Source organism: Neisseria sp. HMSC70E02, from assembly GCF_001838645.1.
GTDB classification, from domain to species: Bacteria; Pseudomonadota; Gammaproteobacteria; order Burkholderiales; family Neisseriaceae; genus Neisseria; species Neisseria macacae.
Genome location: NZ_KV838064.1, coordinates 26,967 through 47,545 on the forward strand (window position 1 = coordinate 26,967; position 20,579 = coordinate 47,545).

Here is a 20,579-nt window from a genome sequence, read left to right on the forward strand (position 1 = left end):
TCCGCCAAGGCAAACGCACCATCAACGGTATGTCCGGCGAGGAAAAACTGTTGAAATGGGGCGGCAACAAATATATGTTCTTCTGGGAACGCGACGGCGGCGATCCGCGCATCATGATGCAGTTTGGTGCGGAAAGGAAAGACGGGACGAAGCGCAGCGAAGCCGAAGTGCTGGCGATTTGGGATACGGTTTTGCCGACTTTGAAGTCCGTGAAGCAATAGCGATGAAAAAGGTCGTCTGAAAATGTTTTTCAGACGACCTTTGTTTTGGTAAAAAAGCTCAACGGGTTACGTTGTGCCAGTCGTTTTCGAAATAGCTGACGAGGATTTGGTTGTTCAGATAGTTCGGCTCAACCTTGCGCCTTGCCATGTCGGGCGGGAAGCGGAACATTTCGGCGGCGGTTTGGGCGTTCAGATAACGGGTGGGGACGTCGAATTTCTGCGGAACGGGGAATTGCTTATCGAAGCCTGCCAACACAAATCCCCATTCGCCAAAGGAGGGGACGTAAACGTGATAAGGGGCGGTGGAAAGGCCGGCAGCTTCGAGGGTGGCGACGACCGACCAGTAGGCGTTGGGGGCGAAGTAGGGCGAGGTGGATTGGACGACGATTTTGCCCTGCGGCTGAAGATGGCGGGCGACGAGGCGGTACATGGGGACGGAGTAGAGTTTGCCCAGTGAGAAGTTGGACGGGTCGGGCAGGTCGATGATGATGACGTCGAATTTTTCAGACGACCCCTCCAGCCATTTGGCGGCATCGTCGTTGACGATGTGCATTTTGGGGTGGGACAACGAGCCTTGGTTGAGCGCGCTTAAGGTGGCGGAGGTTTTAAAAGTGGCGGTCATGTCGGGGTCTAAATCGACTAGGGTAACGTGTTTGACCTGCGGGTATTTCAAGACTTCGCGCGCCGCCAGCCCGTCGCCGCCGCCGAGGATGAGGATGCGGGAGGCGTGGGAAACCATCTGCATGGCGGGCAGGACGAGGGCTTCGTGGTAACGGGCTTCGTCGCGCGAGGAGAATTGCAGGTTGCCGTTGATGTAGAGGCGGGTGTCGTCTTTCCAGCGGGTCACGACGAGCCGCTGGTAGGGCGAGTGGCTTTGATAGACGACGGGGTCGCCAAAATAGCTTTGTTCGGCCTTGAAGGAGATGCGGTCGGCGTAGGCGAAGGTGACGGCGAGGACGGACAAGACAATCAGCGCGCGCAGGCGGATGGCGCGGTAGCGGGGCAGTTCGGCTTTGAATACGCGTGCGGTCAGGTAGGCGACGGCGGCGTTGAGGATGCCGAACAAGAGGGCGGAACGCGCCATGCCGAGTTTGGGGGCGAGGAGAAGAGGAAAGAGCAGGGAAACGGCGAGTGCGCCCAAATAGTCGAAGGTCAGGACTTTGGAAACGAGTTCTTTAAACTCCGCGCCTTTGCGGTTTAACACGCGCATCACCAACGGGATTTCCATGCCGACGACTGCGCCGACAATCAACACGAAGGCGTAGAGCAGGGTGCGGAACGGGGCGGCGGAAAGCCCGAAGGCGACGAACAATGCCAGCGCGGAAATGCCGCCGATGATGCCGACCAAAAGTTCGATTTCGATGAAGCGGTGCAACACGTCTTCGTCTTTGATGTAGCGGGTCAGGTGCGCGCCTATGCCCATCGAGAAAAGGTAAAGTCCGATGACGGAAGAAAACTGCAAAATGCTGTCGCCCAAAAGATAGCTCGCCAACGCGGCGATGATAAGTTCGTAGGCGAGGCCGCAACTGGCGACGATGAAGACGGAGATGATGAGGGTGCGGTGGGCGGTCATGGTGTGGGCGTTTTATAGGGTCGTCTGAAATCTGAAAAACGGATGATTCGACAATGGTGGGGCTTGATGTGTAAAACGGTATGTTTTGAACAGAAATGCGTATCCTGCCGCGCTGCCTTGGGTGTTGAATGTATGGTTTTTCGAGTCCAAAACCGTTTTTTAAAGAAGGGCCGGTTTGTGGTGCGTCCCCTTTAATTTCAGATGGCTTAGAGTTGTGGCATAATCCATTATATCAAAATACCGAGGAAGCCCTATCGTGAGTATTTCCCTGCCCCAATACCTGCTTTACCTGCAATATATGCTTGCGGGGGTGGCGATGACTGCCGTTTTCGGCGCGGTGTATCTGCGGATTACGCCTGCGGAAGAATTGCGGCTGATTAAAAACGGCAATCTTGCCTGCGCCTTGTCGTTTGGCGGCGCGCTGGTTGGATTTTGTTTGACGCTCGCATCCAGCATTGCCCATAGCGTCAGTTTCGTTGATTTTATCCTGTGGGGTCTTGCGGCGGCGGTGATTCAGATTTTGGTGTATTTCGCCGCCACGATGATGATTAAAGGCGCAACGGAGGAACTCATCGGCAACAACGTCGCCGTCGGCGCGCTGTTTGGCGCGGTGTCCGTATCCATCGGCATCTTGAATGCGGCTTGTCTGACCTGATGCTTCTGTTTTCTTGGGTTCGGACAGTTGAGTGTTTCCATAAATACTAAAAATTTCAGACGACCTGCTTGTCTGCAAGGTCGTCTGAAAAGGTAAACGCACCGTCAGTGCATCAGAATGTATACCGTACTTTTACACCAGCTTCATGGGTGTAGTTTTTAGGTTCGGTGGAACCATATATGCCGTCTGGCAGATAGACGAGGGCCGTATCCGATTTCTTGACTTTCCAGCCGCGATAAAACGGAACGACGCTTATTTTAGATTCGTTGGCGAATTTTTTAGATACGGGTACTTCGACTTCGATGCCGTGTCCGCTCGACTGTTTCATTTCAATGTCCTGATGGGCGCGATAAGAATGCTGACGGCCTCTCAGGGAATGGTTGTAGGCGATATTGGGTGAAACTTCGAAACCGGCAGGAAGCGCAATGTTTACACCGGCATTGATTTGCGCATAAGTGGTCCGGTTTTTGCGGTCGTAATTGTTTGCTACGACGCGGGAACCCAAATCTTTCAAAACGCGGTGACCCACGCCCGCTCCGGCTGTCAGGCTGACACGGTCGTTAATCGGGTGCGTATATTCATATAAGGCGCGGACATCATAGACGCGGCGCGGAGAGCCGTTGAACGTGGCAGTGCCGTATTCCGTTACATTGCCTCTTCCGTCCTGATACCTTCCTGTGTAATCCGACTTGCCTCGGGAGTAGCGTCCTTCTAATTTTGCCGCATGGCGGTCGTTAAAGCGATATTTGACGCCGCCTGTCAGAGACCACAGGTTTCCCTTTTGACGCATAAGGCGCTCGCCGTCTTTATATTCCCGATAATTCTCTTTGTAATATTCCGTACCCACGGTAAACTCGACAGGACGGGCAGCCTGTGTGCAGACGGCGGCAGACAATGTCAAAACGGCAAAGCAGAAGCGGGTGGTTTTTTGCATGTATATTCCTTTTCTTTGTTAGAATCAATATGATAAGTTAGAGAAATTGCACTAACCATTCTATAATGACCCAACAAAACCCAACAATTACCGCTTGGCAGATATATCAACCGCTCAGATTTTTCATCCGACGATTTTTCCGATGGTCATTTTCCGATTAGCGGCGAAAATCCCCGAAATAGCGCAAACCTGACCGTGTACACAAAGTACAGGCGGCAAGCAGTCCGACGCTATGCCGATATTCTTAGGAATGCCGGTGTTTAACCTGATTTTATAATCGGTTGAAGAAAACATACGTTTTCTGCCCTTATGTCATGTCTACAACCGATAAGTTACCCATTCTTCAAAATAAGGAACCGCAATGTTCAACTTTATCAAGAAACAGTTTATCGACGTCATCCAATGGCCGAATCCCGACGACAGCCTGCTGATGTGGCGTTTCCCGATTGCCGACGAGGAAATCCAAAACGGCGCGAGCCTGACCGTGCGCGAGGCGCAGATGGCGATGTTTGTCGACGAAGGCGTAACCGCCGACGTGTTCGGACCGGGTCGTTACACGCTCAACACGCAAACGCTGCCGCTGCTGACCAACCTGAAAAACTGGGACAAACTCTTTGAATCCCCGTTTAAATCCGATGTTTACTTTTTCAATACCAAACAACAGCTTGCGCGGAAATGGGGGACGTCGCAACCCGTTACCGTACGTGATGCCGAGTTCGGCGCGGTGCAGTTGCGCTCGTTCGGCATGTACGCCTACCGCATCAGCGATCCGGCAAAATTCTTCAAAGAAGTCAGCGGCGTAGCGGCAGAATACAGCGGCGTCGAGTTGGAAAACCAGTTGCGCAATATCGCCGTCACCCAACTCGCGGCGGCGTTCGGCAGCTCCGGCATTCCGTTTTTGGACATGGCGGCAAACCAAGTTTTGCTGTCGCAAAAAATCGGTGAACTGCTCGGCGCGGAATTTGCCAAACTCGGCTTGACGCTGGAAAACTTTACCGTCGAAAGCATTACCCTGCCTGCCGCCATCCAAGAAGCGTTAGATAAGAAAATTTCCATGGGCGTCATCGGCGACTTGGGACGCTACACACAATACCAAACCGCCGAATCCATCCCGCTCGCCGCGCAAAACGAAGGCGGACTTGCAGGAATCGGCGCAGGCTTGGGCGTGGGCGCAGGCGTCGGTCAGGCAATGGCTGGCGCGATGGCAGGCATGATGCAGCCCGCAGCGCAACCGGCAGCACAACCCGCGCAAAACGTTCAGACGACCTCCGAAGACCCGCAGGCAAAATTGGTGAAACTCAAATCCCTGTTGGACGGTGGTTTGATTTCCCAAGAGGATTACGATAAAGCCAAAGCGGAAGTGTTGAAACAGTTGATCGGCTGAGGAAAGAGGTCGTCTGAAAACACTGGGTCACTCCAAAATATTGGATACTCATAAAAGCCTGCTTTGGTGGATTAAATAAAAAGCTGGGTTCTGTATGTGACAGGACTCAGCTTTTTTATAGTGGATTAACTTTAAACCAGTACGGCGTTACCTCTCCGTACTATCTGTACTGTCTGCGGCTTCGTCGCCTTGTCCTGATTTATGTTAATTCCACTATAATTGCTGCATGCACCGATGTGCTTTCAGACGACCCTTTAACTAAGTTCGATAGATTTAGTTAAAGTGCGTGTATATCAAATTTTTTCAAAACGTTTTCTCAAAATCTATAAATACACGATTTTTTGTATAACCATGAAGTTCATTAATATTGCTGTTATTGTTTGTATATCGCCAATTTAATCTCGGCGTAATTCCTAGAAAACTCAGTTTATTGTGCCAGAGGCTTAAATTGGTAACCACGACATTATCTGTACGATGACGGTCGGTAAAGACGTAATGTTTTCCATCAAAGCGTTCATTGTAGTGATTGATGATAAGGCGACTATTGAAATTTTCACCCCAAATTTGCCCCCAACCTAAGTAACCTCCTATCCGTTTGGAGCTGCTGCCTGCGAAATTTTCAACTTTGTCACGCGCATAACTCAAACCTCCTAAGAAATAGGTTTTATCATTCATCAGGTAGGTCGTCCCAAATCCAATCTGATAATCTTTCCCTTGTTGTTTGGTATAGGCATAATCTTTTTGTGCAAAGGTTCCGTTGGCAGATAGACGTAAATTTGGTTTTATCCAACGTGAAGCACCTAAATCTACACCTCTACGCGTGTAATAAGGATGATTTCCGTAGCGACGCTTTTCTAAAAATGGCATAACAAAACTATCTGTTTTAAAACTTTTATTTTTATAACCAAGACTGACTTTTGCCGTTTGATCATCATAATCATGATTATCCCAATAGCTGACGCCGTCGACATCGCCTGAAAGAGCGAAATAATGGTTGCCTTTGAGATTGATATCGCGATCAACAGATAGGGCGTAGGTAAAACCATGCCCTTTTTGTGGCAGATAGTCAGAATTTTTTTCAAAAGCCAAGTTATCAAATTGAGGAAGATGGATTTCACGCTCAGCTGAAACGTTGTTGATATTGTTGTCTTGGGTGTAACTCAGACTGCCTGAAAATTGCCATTTATTTTGCCCCATAGCGTTTTCATAAAGGGCAATAGTAGGAAGGACATCTTCTGGTAAACCTTGCTTTTTGGCAGCATTAAATTCATGTTGTGAATTACGGGTTTGCTTATCCTCATAAAGCATAGCAGCCAAGTCTAGACGAACGGTGACAAGATTAGGATGTCGAACAAGAATATTACGGTAAAGTGTAATGGCTTTTTTATGCTTTCCTTGCGAACGCCAAATTGCGCCTTGCGCATAATCCAATAAAATAGGATCATGCCTATCCCATTTACGATATATAGGCAAGAGCTGCTCTGCAGCAATATAGTTTCGCGCTTGCAATGCTTGATTTAACAAAGGTTCGGCCAGCTCTGGTTGTTTGGCTAGATCATCTAATGTCAATGTCTGAGTATGCTTATTCAAAGAAGTCTTGACACCATTCAAAAGGGAGGTGCCTACCTCCGGTGGTTTAGGAATGGCCATTTCTTGTATCCTTTCCATTTGGCGATCGGCTTCAGTTTCAGGGTTAGCAATTGTTTCGGCAGTAACCATTATGGGAAATAATATGCCCGCAATAAAAATGAATTGATTAGATTTCATGAGTATATTTTTCAGAGAATTCAGGATATTTTAAGTTGCCCCTCCAATTGCGCTTTGTTTATTTGCAGAGGGGTTTGCTTGGAAAATAATAAGCAGCAGATGCAAAGCTTCTGCTGCTTATTTCTTTGGGTAAGCGTCTTAGCGTTTGCCAATGAAACCGATATTGTTTTCGCCATGGCTGGTAGTAATTTTTAACAAACCACCGACTTCTTCAGCATTTGGACCGGCAAAACGTACGTTACCTTGACCATAAATTACTTTATTTTCACCTGGTTTTTTTCCTTCCATCCAGACAGTAACATTTTGAGCAACTTGGTTTCTACCCACTAGAGAAACTTTTCGACCCGCGCTTGCAGAAGGCATTCCACTCTCTGTTTTTACATTACCGCTGGCAAAATATACATTACGTTTGTCATCTAGGCGACGGTTGGTAATCGCGCCATTGAAGGTAACGTTATTGCTTGAAATAGTATTGTTGTAAGCCATATCTGGTTCATGGAACTGTGCAGTCATATTCATCACACCGTCTTGTTTACCATCTCGGCTGGAATAGGCAACGCCTGTATATTTGGCAGATAAACCTTTTTTAGTCTTCATGTCATAGACATTGGCAACTATACCATTTTCAGTAGCAACTCGGTCGAAAATGCCGATGTTAAAAGGATTATTGAGTCCATAAGTGCCATCGCCATTTTTATAGCGCCATGCATTTAATGAGAGATATTGTTGGTTGAAGCCATTGGCTTGTCCAACGTCATAGGTATAAATCGCACGAATTTCATTTGTCTTGCCATAGTTTAATGCACTGAACATTTCGGCAATTACACGTTTATTTTGGAATGCACCCAATGCTTTATTGTCATCAATACCGACATGGACTGAATATAAGGATACCTGCGTCATTTGTCCGTTATCGGCTACAATTTTTAGGCTGCCATCTTTTTGTGTAACCATAAAGTAGCTACCTGGTGCGAAGTGATATTGCTTGCCAGCAGACCACCCTAATGCTTTGAGTGCCTCTGCACGTTCCGGATGATTTTTTGCTGATTCTGCACTGACTTCAAATGTAGTTGATTTTTTTAATGTAAAACGATATGCATATTCACCGTTTTGGTTAACATATAATTCATCGTCTGGATTATTGTTAAAATAACGATTTAAAGAATGTGCATATTGATAACCGCTGCTGGGTTCGGTAGTTACAGTCCATACAGGATTATTATTTGCATCTAATTTGTATTTCACATCTGTTAATACACGGCGGCCTTTATCCAATTCAGTTTCATTATCGGCATTAGTAGCAAAATTATTAAACCATTTTGTATAATGGCTACCGCCTACACTATCTAATTCCAGTTTGCTGGCAGTTTGATCTAAGATGTTAACGCTTCTGCCATTTTTAACTAAGATGCCATTTTTATTGCGTTTATCTACACCAATCAGATTTTTTGCACTTAATGGCGTATCAATCTCATCATAACCGGCTCTCTTCGCAACATAACCATCTGTATAGTTAGTAAAGTAACGCGTTGCTACACCGCCTAATATAACTGTTTGAGGGCGTAAAAGTTTGGTTTTATCTTTTCTATAAGCGGATGTCAAAAGGTGAGAGGTAGGGTGATCATGTGGACCTTTAGCTGTCTCTAATAATGGGGTCGCACTTAAGTTATTTGCAATGAAACCGGTATTCACTTCAGTTTGATTGAATTGTTCAGTTTTAATTACATCACTTAGTTTTAGTGTGGTCAGTTTATCCTGAATGCCTTTATTTAATAATAATGTTTCTTTGTTAGTGTTAGTTTTATTATCTTTATTGGCATTATTTTTGTCGGTATTTCCTTTGTCAGTGTTAACCTTGTTGGAATTGTCTTTATTGGTAGTACCTTTGTCAGCATTATCCTTACTAGAGTTGTTTTTGTTGGTATTGTCTTTTTTTGCGTCATCTTTATTGACGTTGTTTTTTGGGGCTACAGATAGATTTTTGGGTGAATCTCCACCTCCATTTGAACTGCCGCAGGCTGCTAAAATTGCAACGCAAATACCGCTTAGAACAAAATGAGTAATAGGTGATTTATTTTGAGTGTGCATAAATAATCCTTACTGGTTGAAAAATAAATTTATAGTAGTTTAAGTTTAAATCAGTATGGTCTTGCCATTCTGATCTAGACTTGCTACGCGATATTTTAAAAATAATAAGCAGTGATTTCGTAGGTGATAAAAACAAATATAAGCAGTGTTTACGCTATCGTAATATTATAAACAAATACAAATATTCGGGTTTGATTAAGCTCAGTTAAAAATGGTAAATGAGTAATTTGAATGTATTTTTTGCACGAGTAAACTTTGCTATATGAAATTTAAGGATGTCACAGTTGAAGTAAGGAAGAGAGGGGAGGTTTATTCGTTAAGAATTACCATAAAACACAAGGTCGTCTGAAAATCAGTTTTCAGACGACCTTGTGTTTTATCGGAATGAAACGGGCAACTTACTGGATGCTGCTGCCGATGCGGCTGTAATCGCCGAAATTCATCCACACGAAGAAGGCTTTTCCGACGATAAGTTTGTCGTCTACAAAGCCCCAGTAGCGGGAGTCGGCACTGTTGTCGCGGTTGTCGCCCATGGCGAAGTAGCGGCCTTCTGGCACTTTGCAGGTAAAGCCACTGCCGTCTTCGGCGTATTGGCAGTGTTCCAAACCGCTTTGCTCTATGGAATAACCGTTTTCAGGCATGATTTTCATGCGGTAGTTGTCGAGCGAAGGAATGAAGACGGAGGGTTGTCCGGGTTCTTTCAGGATGTTGAAGGTTTTGCCGTTGAGGGTCGTCTGAAAAAGTTCGGGGTTGTGGATTGCGGACGGCTCGGTATCGTCAGGGTAGGAATAAGTGCCGTTCGGTTGGTCGGGGACAACTTGTCCGTTGACGGTCAGGACTTTGTCGCGGTATTCGACGGTATCGCCCGGCAGTCCGACGATGCGCTTGATGTAGTTCATTTCAGGCTGGACGGGGTAGTTGAACACGACGACGTCGCCGCGCTCGATTTGTCCGGTCGGAATCAGGACGTTGTTGATAATCGGGGTTCTGATGCCGTAGGCGAATTTGTTCACAAGGATGAAGTCGCCTTTAACCAAGCCCGGGCGCATGGAGCTGGATGGGATTTGGAATGGTTCGGCGATGAAGGTGCGCAGGATGAAGACGACGAGGATGATCGGGAAAAAGCCGCTCATGTAATCGGTAAAGTGGGCTTTGTCCTGGTGCGACGGGTCTTTTTTCAGACGACCTTTGTGAATGGCCCAAACGATACCGGTGAATACGACAAATATCAGCAATACGGCGGTAAAGCTCATGTAAAAAGACAGGATGCCGAAAACTCCGATCATGCACAAAAGATACGCCCATTGCAGGCCGGAGCTCCATTCTCCGTTTTCCTGACGTTCTTTGCTGCTTATGAAATAAAGGAAAATGCCGATAACGATGGCGGCAATCGCGCCGTAGATTAAATTTGTGCTCATTATTTGTCGCTCACTTGCAGAATCGCCAAGAACGCGCTTTGCGGGATTTCCACGTTGCCCACTTGTTTCATGCGGCGTTTGCCTGCTTTTTGTTTTTCGAGAAGTTTTTTCTTACGGGTAATATCGCCGCCGTAACATTTCGCCAAGACGTTTTTACGCAGGGCTTTGACGTTTTCGCGGGCGATAATCTGGCTGCCGATGGCGGCTTGGACGGCGATGTCGAACATTTGGCGCGGAATCAGCTCGCGCATTTTCGCTGCCAGTTCGCGGCCTCGGTGAACCGCGCTTTGACGGTGCACAATCAGGCTCAAGGCATCGACTTTTTCGCCGTTGACCATGATGTCGAGCTTAATCAAATCAGACGGTTGGAACTCTTTGAAATGGTAGTCCAGCGAGGCATAGCCGCGCGAAGTGGATTTGAGTTTGTCGAAAAAGTCCATTACAACTTCGTTCATGGGCAAATCGTAAGTCAGCATGACTTGACGACCCATATACTGCATATTGACCTGCACGCCGCGCTTTTGGTTACACAAAGTCATGACGTTGCCGACGTATTCCTGCGGCACGAGGATGGTCGCGGTGATAATCGGCTCGAGAATGGTTTCGATGCTGCCGATGTCGGGCAGTTTGGACGGGTTTTCAACTTCGATTTTTTCGCCGCTTTTCAACACGACTTCGTAAACCACCGTCGGCGCGGTGGTAATCAAATCCATGTCAAACTCGCGCTCCAAGCGTTCCTGAACGATTTCCAAGTGTAGCAGGCCTAAGAAGCCGCAACGGAAGCCAAAGCCTAATGCTTGAGAAACTTCAGGCTCGAATTTCAACGAAGCATCGTTAAGCTGCAATTTTTCCAAAGCGTCGCGTAGAGCTTCGTAGTCGTGGCTTTCCACAGGGTAGAGGCCCGCGAATACTTGGCTTTGCACTTCTTGGAAACCGGGCAGCGGCTCAGAGGCGGGGTTGGCAACCAAAGTCACCGTATCGCCGACTTTCGCCTGTCCCAATTCTTTCACGCCGGTAATCAAAAAGCCCACTTCGCCGGCTTTGAGCTCTTGTTTTTGAACGGATTTCGGTGTAAATACGCCCAGTTGCTCGACCTGCGTTTCCGCTTTGGTACTCATAAAGCGCACTTTGTCTTTCAGCTTGATGGTGCCGTTTTTCACACGAATCAGCATGACCACGCCGACGTAGTTGTCAAACCACGAATCAACGATAACCGCTTGCAGCGGTGCGTTTTCGTCGCCGGTCGGCGCGGGGATTTTGGCAACGATTTCTTCCAAAACGTCTTCCACGCCGATGCCGCTTTTGGCGGAACATTGCACCGCGCCGACGGCATCGATGCCGATAATGTCTTCGATTTCTTGCTCCACGCGTTCGGGGTCGGCGGCGGGCAGGTCGATTTTGTTCAAAACAGGCACGACTTCGACGCCCAAATCAATCGCGGTATAGCAGTTCGCCACGGTTTGCGCTTCCACGCCTTGCGATGCGTCAACGACCAAAAGTGCGCCTTCGCAGGCGGAAAGCGAACGGGAAACTTCGTAAGAGAAGTCGACGTGTCCCGGCGTGTCAATCAGGTTGAGCTGATACACCTGCCCGTCGCGTGCTTTGTAGTTGAGCGCGGCGGTTTGCGCTTTAATGGTAATGCCGCGCTCTTTTTCAATGTCCATGGAGTCGAGCACCTGCGTACTCATTTCGCGCAAATCCAAGCCGCCGCAGTATTGGATGAAGCGGTCGGCAAGCGTCGATTTGCCGTGGTCGATGTGGGCAATGATGGAGAAGTTTCGGATATTTTTCATATTGTTATTTTGAAAGATAAGCAGTGATTCTGAAAAGGTCGTCTGAAAATCAAATAGACCGTTCAGACGACCTTCAGGCAAAGTGAAATAGCCTGACATTCTAGCGGAAATTTACTGTTTCCGCATGATTTTATGCGTGTTTTACAGCGACGCGACAATCTTTTCCACCATTTTCGCCGAGCTTGCCGCCGCTGTTTTCAAAAACTCTTCAAAGCTGATGTCCGCTTTTTCGTCCGCCGAATCGGACATCGCGCGGATCACGACGAAAGGCGTGTTCAACTGGTGGCAGGCTTGCGCAATCGCCGCCGCTTCCATTTCCACCGCTTTGACTTCGGGGAAGTGGCTGCGGATTTCCGTCACGCCTTCGCTGCTGTGGACAAAGCGGTCGCCGCTGACAATCAAGCCTTGCGCTACCGCCGCGCCTTCAAACACTTCCGCCGCCTGTTTTGCCTTACCGACCAAGAGGTCGTCTGAAACGAATACGGCGGGCAGTTGCGGCACTTGTCCCCAAACATAGCCGAACGCCGTTACATCGACGTCGTGGTGCGCGATTTCCGTGCCGACCACTACGTCGCCGACTTTCAAACCTTTGCCCAAGCCGCCCGCACTGCCGGTATTGATGACGCAGTCAGGCGTGAATTGATGGATAACCCAAGCCGTTGAAACCGCAGCGTTGACCTTGCCGATGCCGCTCAATACCAATACCATGCGTTTGCCCGCCATTTCGCCTTCGTAGGCGGTAAACTTACCGAAAGACACGCTTTTGACGTTATCCATTGCTTCGCGCAAAAGCTCGATTTCCTGCTCCATCGCACCGATGACCGCTACTGTTTGTACAGACATTTTTTACCTTTCCATAAAATTGTGGGCGGTATTATAACAGCAGCGGCGGCATTCCATACCCGTATTGAATCCGCCATATTGCCCGCCTGTCCTATTATTCGATACGGTAATCTTGCCATTTTTATGTATCATGATTTATTTGATATAATCCATTTTAATAAAATAACCACCGAAATTATCCAATATCATGATGACCAATCCCCCCAGCGCAAAAGACGAATTGTTCACTTGGCTGCGCCATATGAACAAATACAAAGGCTCCGACCTCTTTATTACGACCAATTTCCCGCCTGCAATGAAAGTGGACGGCAAAATTACGCCGATTACCGACGAGCCGCTGACCTCCGAAAAATGTATGGAAATCGCTTTTTCGATTATGTCCACCAAACAAATCGAAGAGTTTTCCTCCACCAACGAATGCAACTTCGCCATCAGCCTGCCCGATACCAGCCGCTTCCGTGTCAATGCCATGGTGCAGCGCGGCGCGACGGCGTTGGTGTTCCGCTCCATTACCAGCAAAATCCCGAATTTCGACAGCCTCAATCTGCCCCCCGTCTTGAAAGACGTGGTGATGAAAAAACGCGGCCTCGTGATTTTCGTCGGCGGTACCGGTTCGGGCAAATCCACCTCGCTCGCTGCGATGGTTGACCACCGCAATGAAAATTGCCAAGACCACATCATCATCATCGAAGACCCGATTGAGTTCGTCCATCAACACAAAAAAAGCATCATTACCCAGCGCGAAGTCGGCGTGGATACCGAAAACTGGTTTGCCGCGCTGAAAAACACCCTGCGTCAGGCGCCGGACGTCATCCTGATCGGCGAGATTCGCGACCGCGAAACCATGGACTACGCCTTGGCGTTCGCCGAAACGGGCCACCTCTGTCTCGCCACGCTGCACGCCAACAACTCCAACCAGGCGCTCGACCGCATCATCAACTTCTTCCCCGAAGAGCGCCGCACCCAGCTTTTGACCGATTTGTCGCTCAACCTGCAAGCCTTCATCTCGCAACGCCTGATTCCCCGCGAAGGCGGCAAGGGGCGCGTAGCCGCAGTGGAAATCCTGCTCAATTCGCCGATTATTTCCGAGATGATTCAAAAAGGCGAAATCCACGGCATTAAAGAAATGATGAAAAAATCTACCGCCATGGGCATGCAAACCTTCGACCAAGCGCTCTACGAGCTGTACGAACGTGGCGATATCAGCTTCCAAGACGCCATTAAAAACGCCGACTCCGCCCACGACCTGCGTTTGGACATCCAACTGCGCAGTCGCCGCGCCCAAAACGCCGGCCCGGACTTGGAACTGATTTAAAAGTTGTCGGAAATGAGCAAAGGTCGTCTGAAAACCACTTTTCAGACGACCTTTTTGGTCTGCGCCGATCAAGCATACCAATAACGTTCAAGCCATTTCTGTTAAACTGTTTTGTAAATATAGTGGATTAACTTTAAATCAGGACAAGGCGGCCGAAGCCGCAGACAGTACAGATAGTACGGCGAGGCAACGCCGTCCTGGTTTAAAGTTAATCCACTATACCATACGGCTTCATGGTTCAGCCGCATCTCAAACCACTACCCTACAAAAGAAATCCTATGAAAATTACACCCGTCCAAGCCCTAAACGACAACTATATTTGGATGATTCAAGACGGCAACCACGCCGCCTGCGTCGATCCGTCCGATGCCACGCCCGTTTTGGTATTCCTCGTCCGCAACCGCCTGATGCTGGCGCAAACGTGGGTTACCCATCTGCATCACGACCACATCGGCGGAGTCCAATCCCTCAAAAACGGCTTTATGGAATCGCCTGTGTACGGCGAGGCAGATATTGATGTGGCAACGCATACGGTAACGGCAGGTACGCAGTTTCCCTTCGGCGACGGGCTGGTTACCGTGTGGGCGACGCCCGGCCATACCGACCGCCATGTCAGCTATCTTTTGGAAAACGCCGAAGGTCTGCACGTTTTCTGCGGCGATACCTTATTCTCCGCCGGCTGCGGCAGGGTGTTTACGGGAACGATAGAGGAGTTGTACGACAGTTTCCAAAGGTTCAATCAGCTGCCCGAAGAAACGCTGTTTTATCCCGCGCACGAATACACCGCCGCCAATCTGCGTTTTGCCGAATTTATCGAACCGGAGAATCCCGATATTCAAGCGGCTTTGCGCGCGGCGGAACATACGCCGACCCTGCCCGTAACTCTCGCGCATGAACGCAAAATCAATCCGTTTTTGCGGGTCGATTTGTCCCAAGTCCGCGAACGGGTTGAGGAATTGACTGGGAAGCGATTGAACAATGGTTTGGAAGTGTTCGCGGCGCTGCGGGAATTGAAAAACCGGTTTTGATTTTGAGTAAAAGCAGGCTTCCTACGAAAAGTATTTTCGCACCAAGAACTTCGTTTGGACGATTCGTTCAAATGTCCAATATTTGGGGATTTTTATCTTAGGTTAGTCGGATTGATGCTTGTCCATTAATAAGATAATTAATTGGGCGGGCGTATCGGATATTTAAAAAATGCGTCTTTAAGCCTATAATTATAAGCATTAGCCATATTTTAAGGTCGTCTGAAAACGTGAATATCCATTTTCAGACGACCTTCATTAACAGAAAGAACAAATCATGCGTCCATTAAATGCCCGAATCCGCTTGGACAATCTGCGCCACAATTATCAAACCCTGAAACAGATTCACGGCGGCAAGATGCTCGCCGTCATCAAAGCGGACGCTTACGGACACGGTGCGGTACGGTGCGCCCACGCATTGTCCGACCTTGCCGACGGGTTTGCCGTCGCCACCGTGGACGAAGCCGTCGAATTGCGCGAGAACGGCATTACCAATCCCATCGTATTGCTCGAAGGCGTGTTTGAAGCGTCGGAATACGCTACCGTCGATCAATATAATTTGTGGCCGGGCGTCGGCAGCCAATGGCAACTCGAAGCCTTAATCGCCCATAACTGGCATAACCCCGTCAAAGTCTGGCTCAAAATGGACTCCGGTATGCATCGCGCCGGTTTTTTTCCGCACAATTACACTTCCGCCTACACCGCCCTGAAACAATGCAAACACGTTGACGGCATCGTCAAATTCAGCCACTTCGCCTGCGCCGACGAACCCGACAACGGTATGACCGAAATGCAGCTTGAAGCCTTTGATTTGGCGTGTGAAGGTTTGGAAGGCGAAGAAAGCCTCGCTAACTCCGCCGCCATCCTGAACGTGCCCGAAGCGCGCCGCGACTGGGGGCGTGCCGGTCTGGCGCTTTACGGCATTTCTCCGTTCGGCGGCGTGGATGAACGCCTGAAACCCGTGATGCGCCTGACTTCCCGCGTATTCGGCGAACGCGTCCTGCAACCTCATTCTCCTATCGGTTATGGCGCGACGTTTTACACCAGCAAGTCCACCCGTGTTGGTCTGATTGCCTGCGGCTACGCCGACGGCTATCCGCGCCGCGCCTCGACCAATTCGCCTGTTGCCGTCGAAGGCAAACGCAGCCGCATCATCGGCAGGGTGTCTATGGACATGATTACCGTCGAACTCGACGCTTCCCAAGAAGGTTTGGGTGCCGAAGTCGAATTGTGGGGCGATGTCGTCAACATCAACGAAGTCGCCGAAGCTGCCGGTATGATTCCGTATGAAATTTTTTGCAACGTCAAGCGCGCGAAGTTTACCTATTCGGAATAAGACAAGATTGTTTTTGTTTGAAGGTCGTCTGAAATCATGGTATTGGGTTTCAGACGACCTTTTGGTTTTTATAGTGGATTAACTTTAAACCCGTACGGCGTTGCCTCGCCTTAGCTCAAAGAGAACGATTCTCTAAGGTGCTGAAGCACCAAGTGAATCGGTTCCGTACTATCTGTACTGTCTACGGTTTCGTCGCCTTGTCCTGATTTATGTTAATTCCACTATAAGGCAGGATGTCGGATGCGTTTTGCTTTTAAATGGAAATGCCGCATCCCAAGAGGTCGTCTGAAAACATCACATCAAGCAAAAAACAAAAAAGCGCGAACCTTACGATTCGCGCTTTTTTCAGACGACCTTAATTATTTCTTGTCGTCTTTTACTTCTTCAAAGTCGGCATCTACCACGTCGTCGTCTTTCTTGGCGGAAGACGGTTCGGCTTGTGCGCTTTCGCCTGCTTGGGCTTCGGCTTGCGCTTGTGCGTAAACCATTTCGCCCAGTTTTTGGCTGGCTGCGCCCAGTGCTTCGGCTTTGGCATCGATGGCGGCTTTGTCGTCGCCTTTCACGGCTTCTTCGGCTTCTTTCAACGCGGCTTCGATTTTTTCTTTCTCGGCTGCGTCGAGTTTGTCGCCGTAGTCGGCCAAAGATTTTTTCACAGAGTGAATCAGGGCTTCGGCTTGGTTGCGGGAAGCGACCAATTCAGTTAGTTTTTTATCTTCCTCAGCATTGGCTTCGGCATCTTTCACCATGCGTTCGATTTCTTCTTCGCTCAAGCCTGAAGAACCTTGGATGGTGATGTTGGCTGCTTTGCCTGTGCCTTTGTCTTTGGCGGAAACGTGCAGGATGCCGTTGGCGTCAATGTCGAAGGTTACTTCGATTTGCGGCATGCCGCGCGGTGCGGGTGCAATGTCGCCCAAGTTGAACTGACCCAAAGATTTGTTGGCGGAAGCGCGTTCGCGTTCGCCTTGCAGTACATGGATGGTTACTGCGCTTTGGTTGTCTTCGGCGGTAGAGAACACTTGCGACGCTTTGGTCGGGATGGTGGTGTTCTTCTGAATCAGCTTGGTCATCACGCCGCCCATGGTTTCGATACCCAAAGACAGTGGCGTTACGTCCAGCAGCAATACGTCACTGCGGCCGCCGCTCAATACTTCGCCTTGAATCGCTGCGCCTACGGCAACGGCTTCGTCAGGGTTCACGTCTTTGCGCGGTTCTTTGCCGAAGAAGTCTCTTACGGCTTCTTGTACTTTCGGCATACGGGACTGACCGCCGACCAAAATCACGTCGTCGATGTCGCTGGTGCTCAAGCCGGCATCTTTCAATGCGGTGCGGCAAGGCTCGATAGAGCGGGCAATCAGGTCTTCAACCAGGCTCTCGAATTTGGCACGGGTAATTTTCATTGCCAAGTGTTTCGGGCCGGTTGCGTCCATGGTGATGTACGGCAGGTTGATTTCGGTTTGCTGGCCGCTGGACAATTCGATTTTGGCTTTTTCGGCAGCTTCTTTCAGGCGTTGCAATGCCATCACGTCTTGTTTCAAATCAATGCCTTGGTCTTTTTTGAACTCGGCGATGATGTAGTCGATGAGGCGTTGGTCGAAGTCTTCACCACCCAAGAAGGTGTCGCCGTTGGTTGCCAATACTTCGAATTGTTTGTCGCCGTCGAGGTTGGCGATTTCGATGATGGAAATATCGAAGGTACCGCCGCCCAAGTCATATACGGCTACTTTGCGGTCTTTGTTGTCGCCTTTGTCCATACCGAATGCCAAAGCGGCTGCGGTCGGCTCGTTGATGATGCGTTTTACGTCCAAACCGGCGATGCGGCCTGCGTCTTTGGTGGCTTGACGTTGGCTGTCGTTGAAATAGGCCGGAACGGTAATCACGGCTTCGGTTACTTTTTCGCCCAAATAAGATTCGGCGGCTTCTTTCATTTTACGCAGGACTTCTGCGGAAACTTGCGGCGGAGACAGCTCTTTGCCTTGCGCTTTCACCCATGCGTCGCCGTTGTTGGCTTTGATGATTTCGAAAGGCATGGATTCGATGTCGCGTTGGACTTCTTTGTCTTCAAATTTATGACCGATCAAACGTTTGACAGCGTAGATGGTGTTTTTAGCGTTGGTTACGGCTTGGCGTTTGGCCGGTGCGCCGACGAGGACTTCGCCGCCGTCCAGATAAGCGACGACAGACGGCGTAGTGCGTGCGCCTTCTGCGTTTTCAATAACTTTGGTTTGACCGTTTTCAGAGATGGATACACAAGAGTTGGTTGTACCCAAGTCGATACCGATTACTTTTGCCATATTGATGTTGCTCCTAAAAAGATTTTTCTAAATTAATAATTGTGTGGAACATTTTGTTCCGTTGACCTGTAAATAAGGTTGCCCGATATTTTTTCAAGGGTTTTGTTGAAATTTTTTTTATATGAAATTCAACAAGTTAAACTATTTATCCACAGGACGGTATTTTGTTTTTCAGACGACCTTGTCTTTGTTTTCCGATTGGGCATCATCGGAATGATTTTCCAAAAGCGGGATTGGGGCTTGAGGGGCGGGGAAGGGTCGTCTGAAAATTTTATGCTTGATAAACTTTATCAAGCGGTGCCTTCAGGATTCTTGTTTCGCCACGACAACCATTGCGGGACGTAATACGCGGTCGGACAGGGTGTAGCCTTTTTTCATGACGCTGACGATGGTGTTCGGCTCTTGCTCGCTGACGACCGCCTGCATTGCTTGATGTTGGTGCGGGTCGAGTTTGTCGCCGGGCTGCGGGTTGATTTCTTTGATGTGCGTGGCGTCAAACGCTTTTTGCAATTCGTTCAGCGTCATTTGCACGCCCATTTTCAGCGCGTCGAAATTGCCGCTTTGGTCGAGCAGCGCCATTTCAAGATAGTCTTTGACCGGCAGCATTTCGGCGGCGAATTTTTGCCCGGCAAACTTGTGCGTATCGGCGATTTCCTGCTGATGGCGGCGGCGCAGGTTTTGCTCGTTCGCCAGACCGCGCAGCTCGCTGTCTTTCAACTGTCCTTCCAACTCGGCGATACGCGCCTGCAATTCTTCGTAAGTCGGCGGTTCGGTAGCTTCGGGTTGTTCGGTATTGGGGGCTTGGGCGGCTTCTGCGTTTACCGCCTCTTCGGTTTCGTGTTGATATTGTTCGTGATGTTCGCTCATTTCATGCATCCTTTGGAATGGTTTGAATCGAATGCTACTTTATATAAGGTCGTCTGAAAAAACTTCAAGCACACGGAAACCATCATAAGCATATTCCGCAATGCGCTATCGCAAATCGTTGATAAAAGGTAAGATACACCGACACCATCCTATTTTCAGACGACCCCCAACATGAAAAAAGACCACCTGAACACAACCGATTTCAACCTCTGGCATACCATCCGCGAAGAAACCGCAGCCGCAGCCGCAGCCGAACCGATGCTGGCGAGCTTTTTGCACCAAACCGTGTTGCGCCACGACTCGCTCGATTCCGTCCTTGCCTACCACCTTTCCAGCAAACTTGGCAGCCCGATTATGGACGTGCGCGCCCTGTTTGAAATCTACCAGCAGGCATTGGGCAGCGACGCGCGCATCAGCAACTGCGTCGAAGCCGACTTGAAAGCCATTTACGAACGCGACCCCGCCTGCGACGAATATTCGCTGCCGCTTTTATATTTCAAAGGTTTCCACGCCATTCAGGCGCACCGCATCAACCACTGGCTCTATCAAAACGGCCGCAAAACGCTGGCGTATTTCCTGCAAAACCGTATGTCGGAAGTGTTCGGCGTCGATATTCACCCCGCCGCCCGTTTCGGTCATGGGCTGATGCTCGACCACGCCACCGGTTTCGTCGCCGGAGAAACCGCCGTGTTGGGCAACAATATTTCCATCCTGCACGGCGTAACGCTCGGCGGCTCGGGTAAGGAAAGCGGCGACCGCCATCCGAAAATCGGCGACGGCGTGATGATCGGCGCGAACGCTTCGATATTGGGCAACATCCGCATCGGCGACAATTCCAAAATCGGCGCAGGCAGCGTGGTCGTTGCGGACGTACCGTCGTCAATCACCGTCGTCGGCGTGCCTGCCAAACCGGTGGGGCGTTCGGTCAAAACCCCGTCGGCAGACATGGACCAGAGTTTGCAGGGAACGGCGATGGATTTTGTGATTTGAACTGAATCGCCCGATTAAGACCGCAGATATAGTGGATTAACTTTAAACCAGTACGGTGTTGCCTCGCCTTAGCTCAAAG

16 protein-coding genes are annotated in these 20,579 nt (G+C 49.3%); 7 read left to right on the top strand and 9 right to left on the bottom strand.

Annotated elements, in window-relative coordinates; translation table 11 throughout:
• Positions 1-221: T6SS immunity protein Tli4 family protein (locus tag HMPREF3277_RS01280; RefSeq protein WP_246830743.1), on the top strand; the 221-nt coding region annotated here is incomplete at its 5' end.
• 58 nt (positions 222-279) lie between these two features.
• Here HMPREF3277_RS01280 and HMPREF3277_RS01285 read toward each other — a convergent pair.
• Entirely contained in the window at positions 280-1,794 is a 1,515-nt protein-coding gene (locus tag HMPREF3277_RS01285; RefSeq protein WP_070869802.1) for a polyamine aminopropyltransferase, read from the bottom strand.
• A 256-nt stretch (positions 1,795-2,050) separates the two neighbouring features.
• Here HMPREF3277_RS01285 and HMPREF3277_RS01290 point away from each other — a divergent pair, with 256 nt between their 5' ends.
• Positions 2,051-2,449, top strand: coding sequence for a DUF350 domain-containing protein (locus HMPREF3277_RS01290; RefSeq protein WP_003765161.1), 399 nt, complete (start codon positions 2,051-2,053; stop codon positions 2,447-2,449).
• Between the two features lie 112 nt (positions 2,450-2,561).
• On the opposite strand, the gene HMPREF3277_RS01295 is transcribed toward HMPREF3277_RS01290, so the two are convergent.
• Entirely contained in the window at positions 2,562-3,383 is an 822-nt protein-coding gene (locus HMPREF3277_RS01295) for a DUF6850 family outer membrane beta-barrel protein (protein ID WP_070869803.1), read from the bottom strand.
• Positions 3,384-3,744: 361 nt separating this feature from the next.
• Between HMPREF3277_RS01295 and HMPREF3277_RS01300 the strand changes: the two genes are divergently transcribed.
• Positions 3,745-4,767: an SPFH domain-containing protein gene (locus tag HMPREF3277_RS01300; protein WP_070869804.1), complete on the top strand. Its 1,023-nt coding sequence runs from the start codon at positions 3,745-3,747 to the stop codon at positions 4,765-4,767.
• Positions 4,768-5,070: 303 nt separating this feature from the next.
• Here the strand turns inward: HMPREF3277_RS01300 and HMPREF3277_RS01305 are convergent, their stop codons facing one another.
• The 5 genes from HMPREF3277_RS01305 to HMPREF3277_RS01325 form a co-directional block, all read right to left on the bottom strand.
• Positions 5,071-6,534: a surface lipoprotein assembly modifier gene (locus tag HMPREF3277_RS01305; RefSeq protein WP_070869805.1), complete on the bottom strand. Its 1,464-nt coding sequence runs from the start codon at positions 6,532-6,534 to the stop codon at positions 5,071-5,073.
• A gap of 138 nt (positions 6,535-6,672) precedes the next feature.
• Entirely contained in the window at positions 6,673-8,622 is a 1,950-nt protein-coding gene (locus tag HMPREF3277_RS01310) for a hypothetical protein (protein WP_070869806.1), read from the bottom strand.
• 398 nt (positions 8,623-9,020) lie between these two features.
• Entirely contained in the window at positions 9,021-10,040 is a 1,020-nt protein-coding gene (lepB, locus tag HMPREF3277_RS01315; RefSeq protein WP_070869807.1) for a signal peptidase I, read from the bottom strand.
• Positions 10,040-11,833 carry a translation elongation factor 4 gene (gene lepA, locus HMPREF3277_RS01320; protein WP_036490455.1) on the bottom strand — a complete coding sequence of 598 codons (1,794 nt, stop codon included), beginning with the start codon at positions 11,831-11,833 and terminating at the stop codon, positions 10,040-10,042. The genes lepB and lepA overlap by 1 nt, the downstream gene beginning before the upstream one ends.
• Positions 11,834-11,974: 141 nt before the next feature.
• A complete protein-coding gene (locus HMPREF3277_RS01325; RefSeq protein ID WP_070869808.1) occupies positions 11,975-12,676 on the bottom strand; it encodes a 5'-methylthioadenosine/adenosylhomocysteine nucleosidase in 702 nt (233 codons plus the stop codon).
• 187 nt (positions 12,677-12,863) lie between these two features.
• Here HMPREF3277_RS01325 and HMPREF3277_RS01330 point away from each other — a divergent pair, with 187 nt between their 5' ends.
• The 3 genes from HMPREF3277_RS01330 (at position 12,864) to alr (ending at position 16,352) form a co-directional block, all read left to right on the top strand.
• Positions 12,864-13,991 (top strand): PilT/PilU family type 4a pilus ATPase, encoded by a 1,128-nt coding sequence (locus HMPREF3277_RS01330; RefSeq protein ID WP_070869809.1) that lies wholly within the window; start codon positions 12,864-12,866, stop codon positions 13,989-13,991.
• Between the two features lie 278 nt (positions 13,992-14,269).
• Positions 14,270-15,019, top strand: a complete 750-nt coding sequence (gene gloB / locus HMPREF3277_RS01335) for a hydroxyacylglutathione hydrolase (RefSeq protein WP_070869810.1) — start codon at positions 14,270-14,272, stop codon at positions 15,017-15,019.
• Positions 15,020-15,293: 274 nt separating this feature from the next.
• Positions 15,294-16,352 (top strand): alanine racemase, encoded by a 1,059-nt coding sequence (alr, locus tag HMPREF3277_RS01340; RefSeq protein WP_070869811.1) that lies wholly within the window; start codon positions 15,294-15,296, stop codon positions 16,350-16,352.
• A 359-nt stretch (positions 16,353-16,711) separates the two neighbouring features.
• Here alr and dnaK read toward each other — a convergent pair whose 3' ends face one another.
• Positions 16,712-18,643 (bottom strand): molecular chaperone DnaK, encoded by a 1,932-nt coding sequence (dnaK, locus tag HMPREF3277_RS01345; protein ID WP_009311595.1) that lies wholly within the window; start codon positions 18,641-18,643, stop codon positions 16,712-16,714.
• A 303-nt stretch (positions 18,644-18,946) separates the two neighbouring features.
• Positions 18,947-19,510 carry a nucleotide exchange factor GrpE gene (grpE, locus tag HMPREF3277_RS01350; RefSeq protein ID WP_003768101.1) on the bottom strand — a complete coding sequence of 188 codons (564 nt, stop codon included), beginning with the start codon at positions 19,508-19,510 and terminating at the stop codon, positions 18,947-18,949.
• Positions 19,511-19,681: 171 nt separating this feature from the next.
• On the opposite strand from grpE, the gene cysE reads away from it, so the two are divergent.
• Positions 19,682-20,500 (top strand): serine O-acetyltransferase, encoded by an 819-nt coding sequence (gene cysE, locus HMPREF3277_RS01355; RefSeq protein WP_003768130.1) that lies wholly within the window; start codon positions 19,682-19,684, stop codon positions 20,498-20,500.
• The last annotated feature ends 79 nt before the right edge of the window (positions 20,501-20,579 follow it).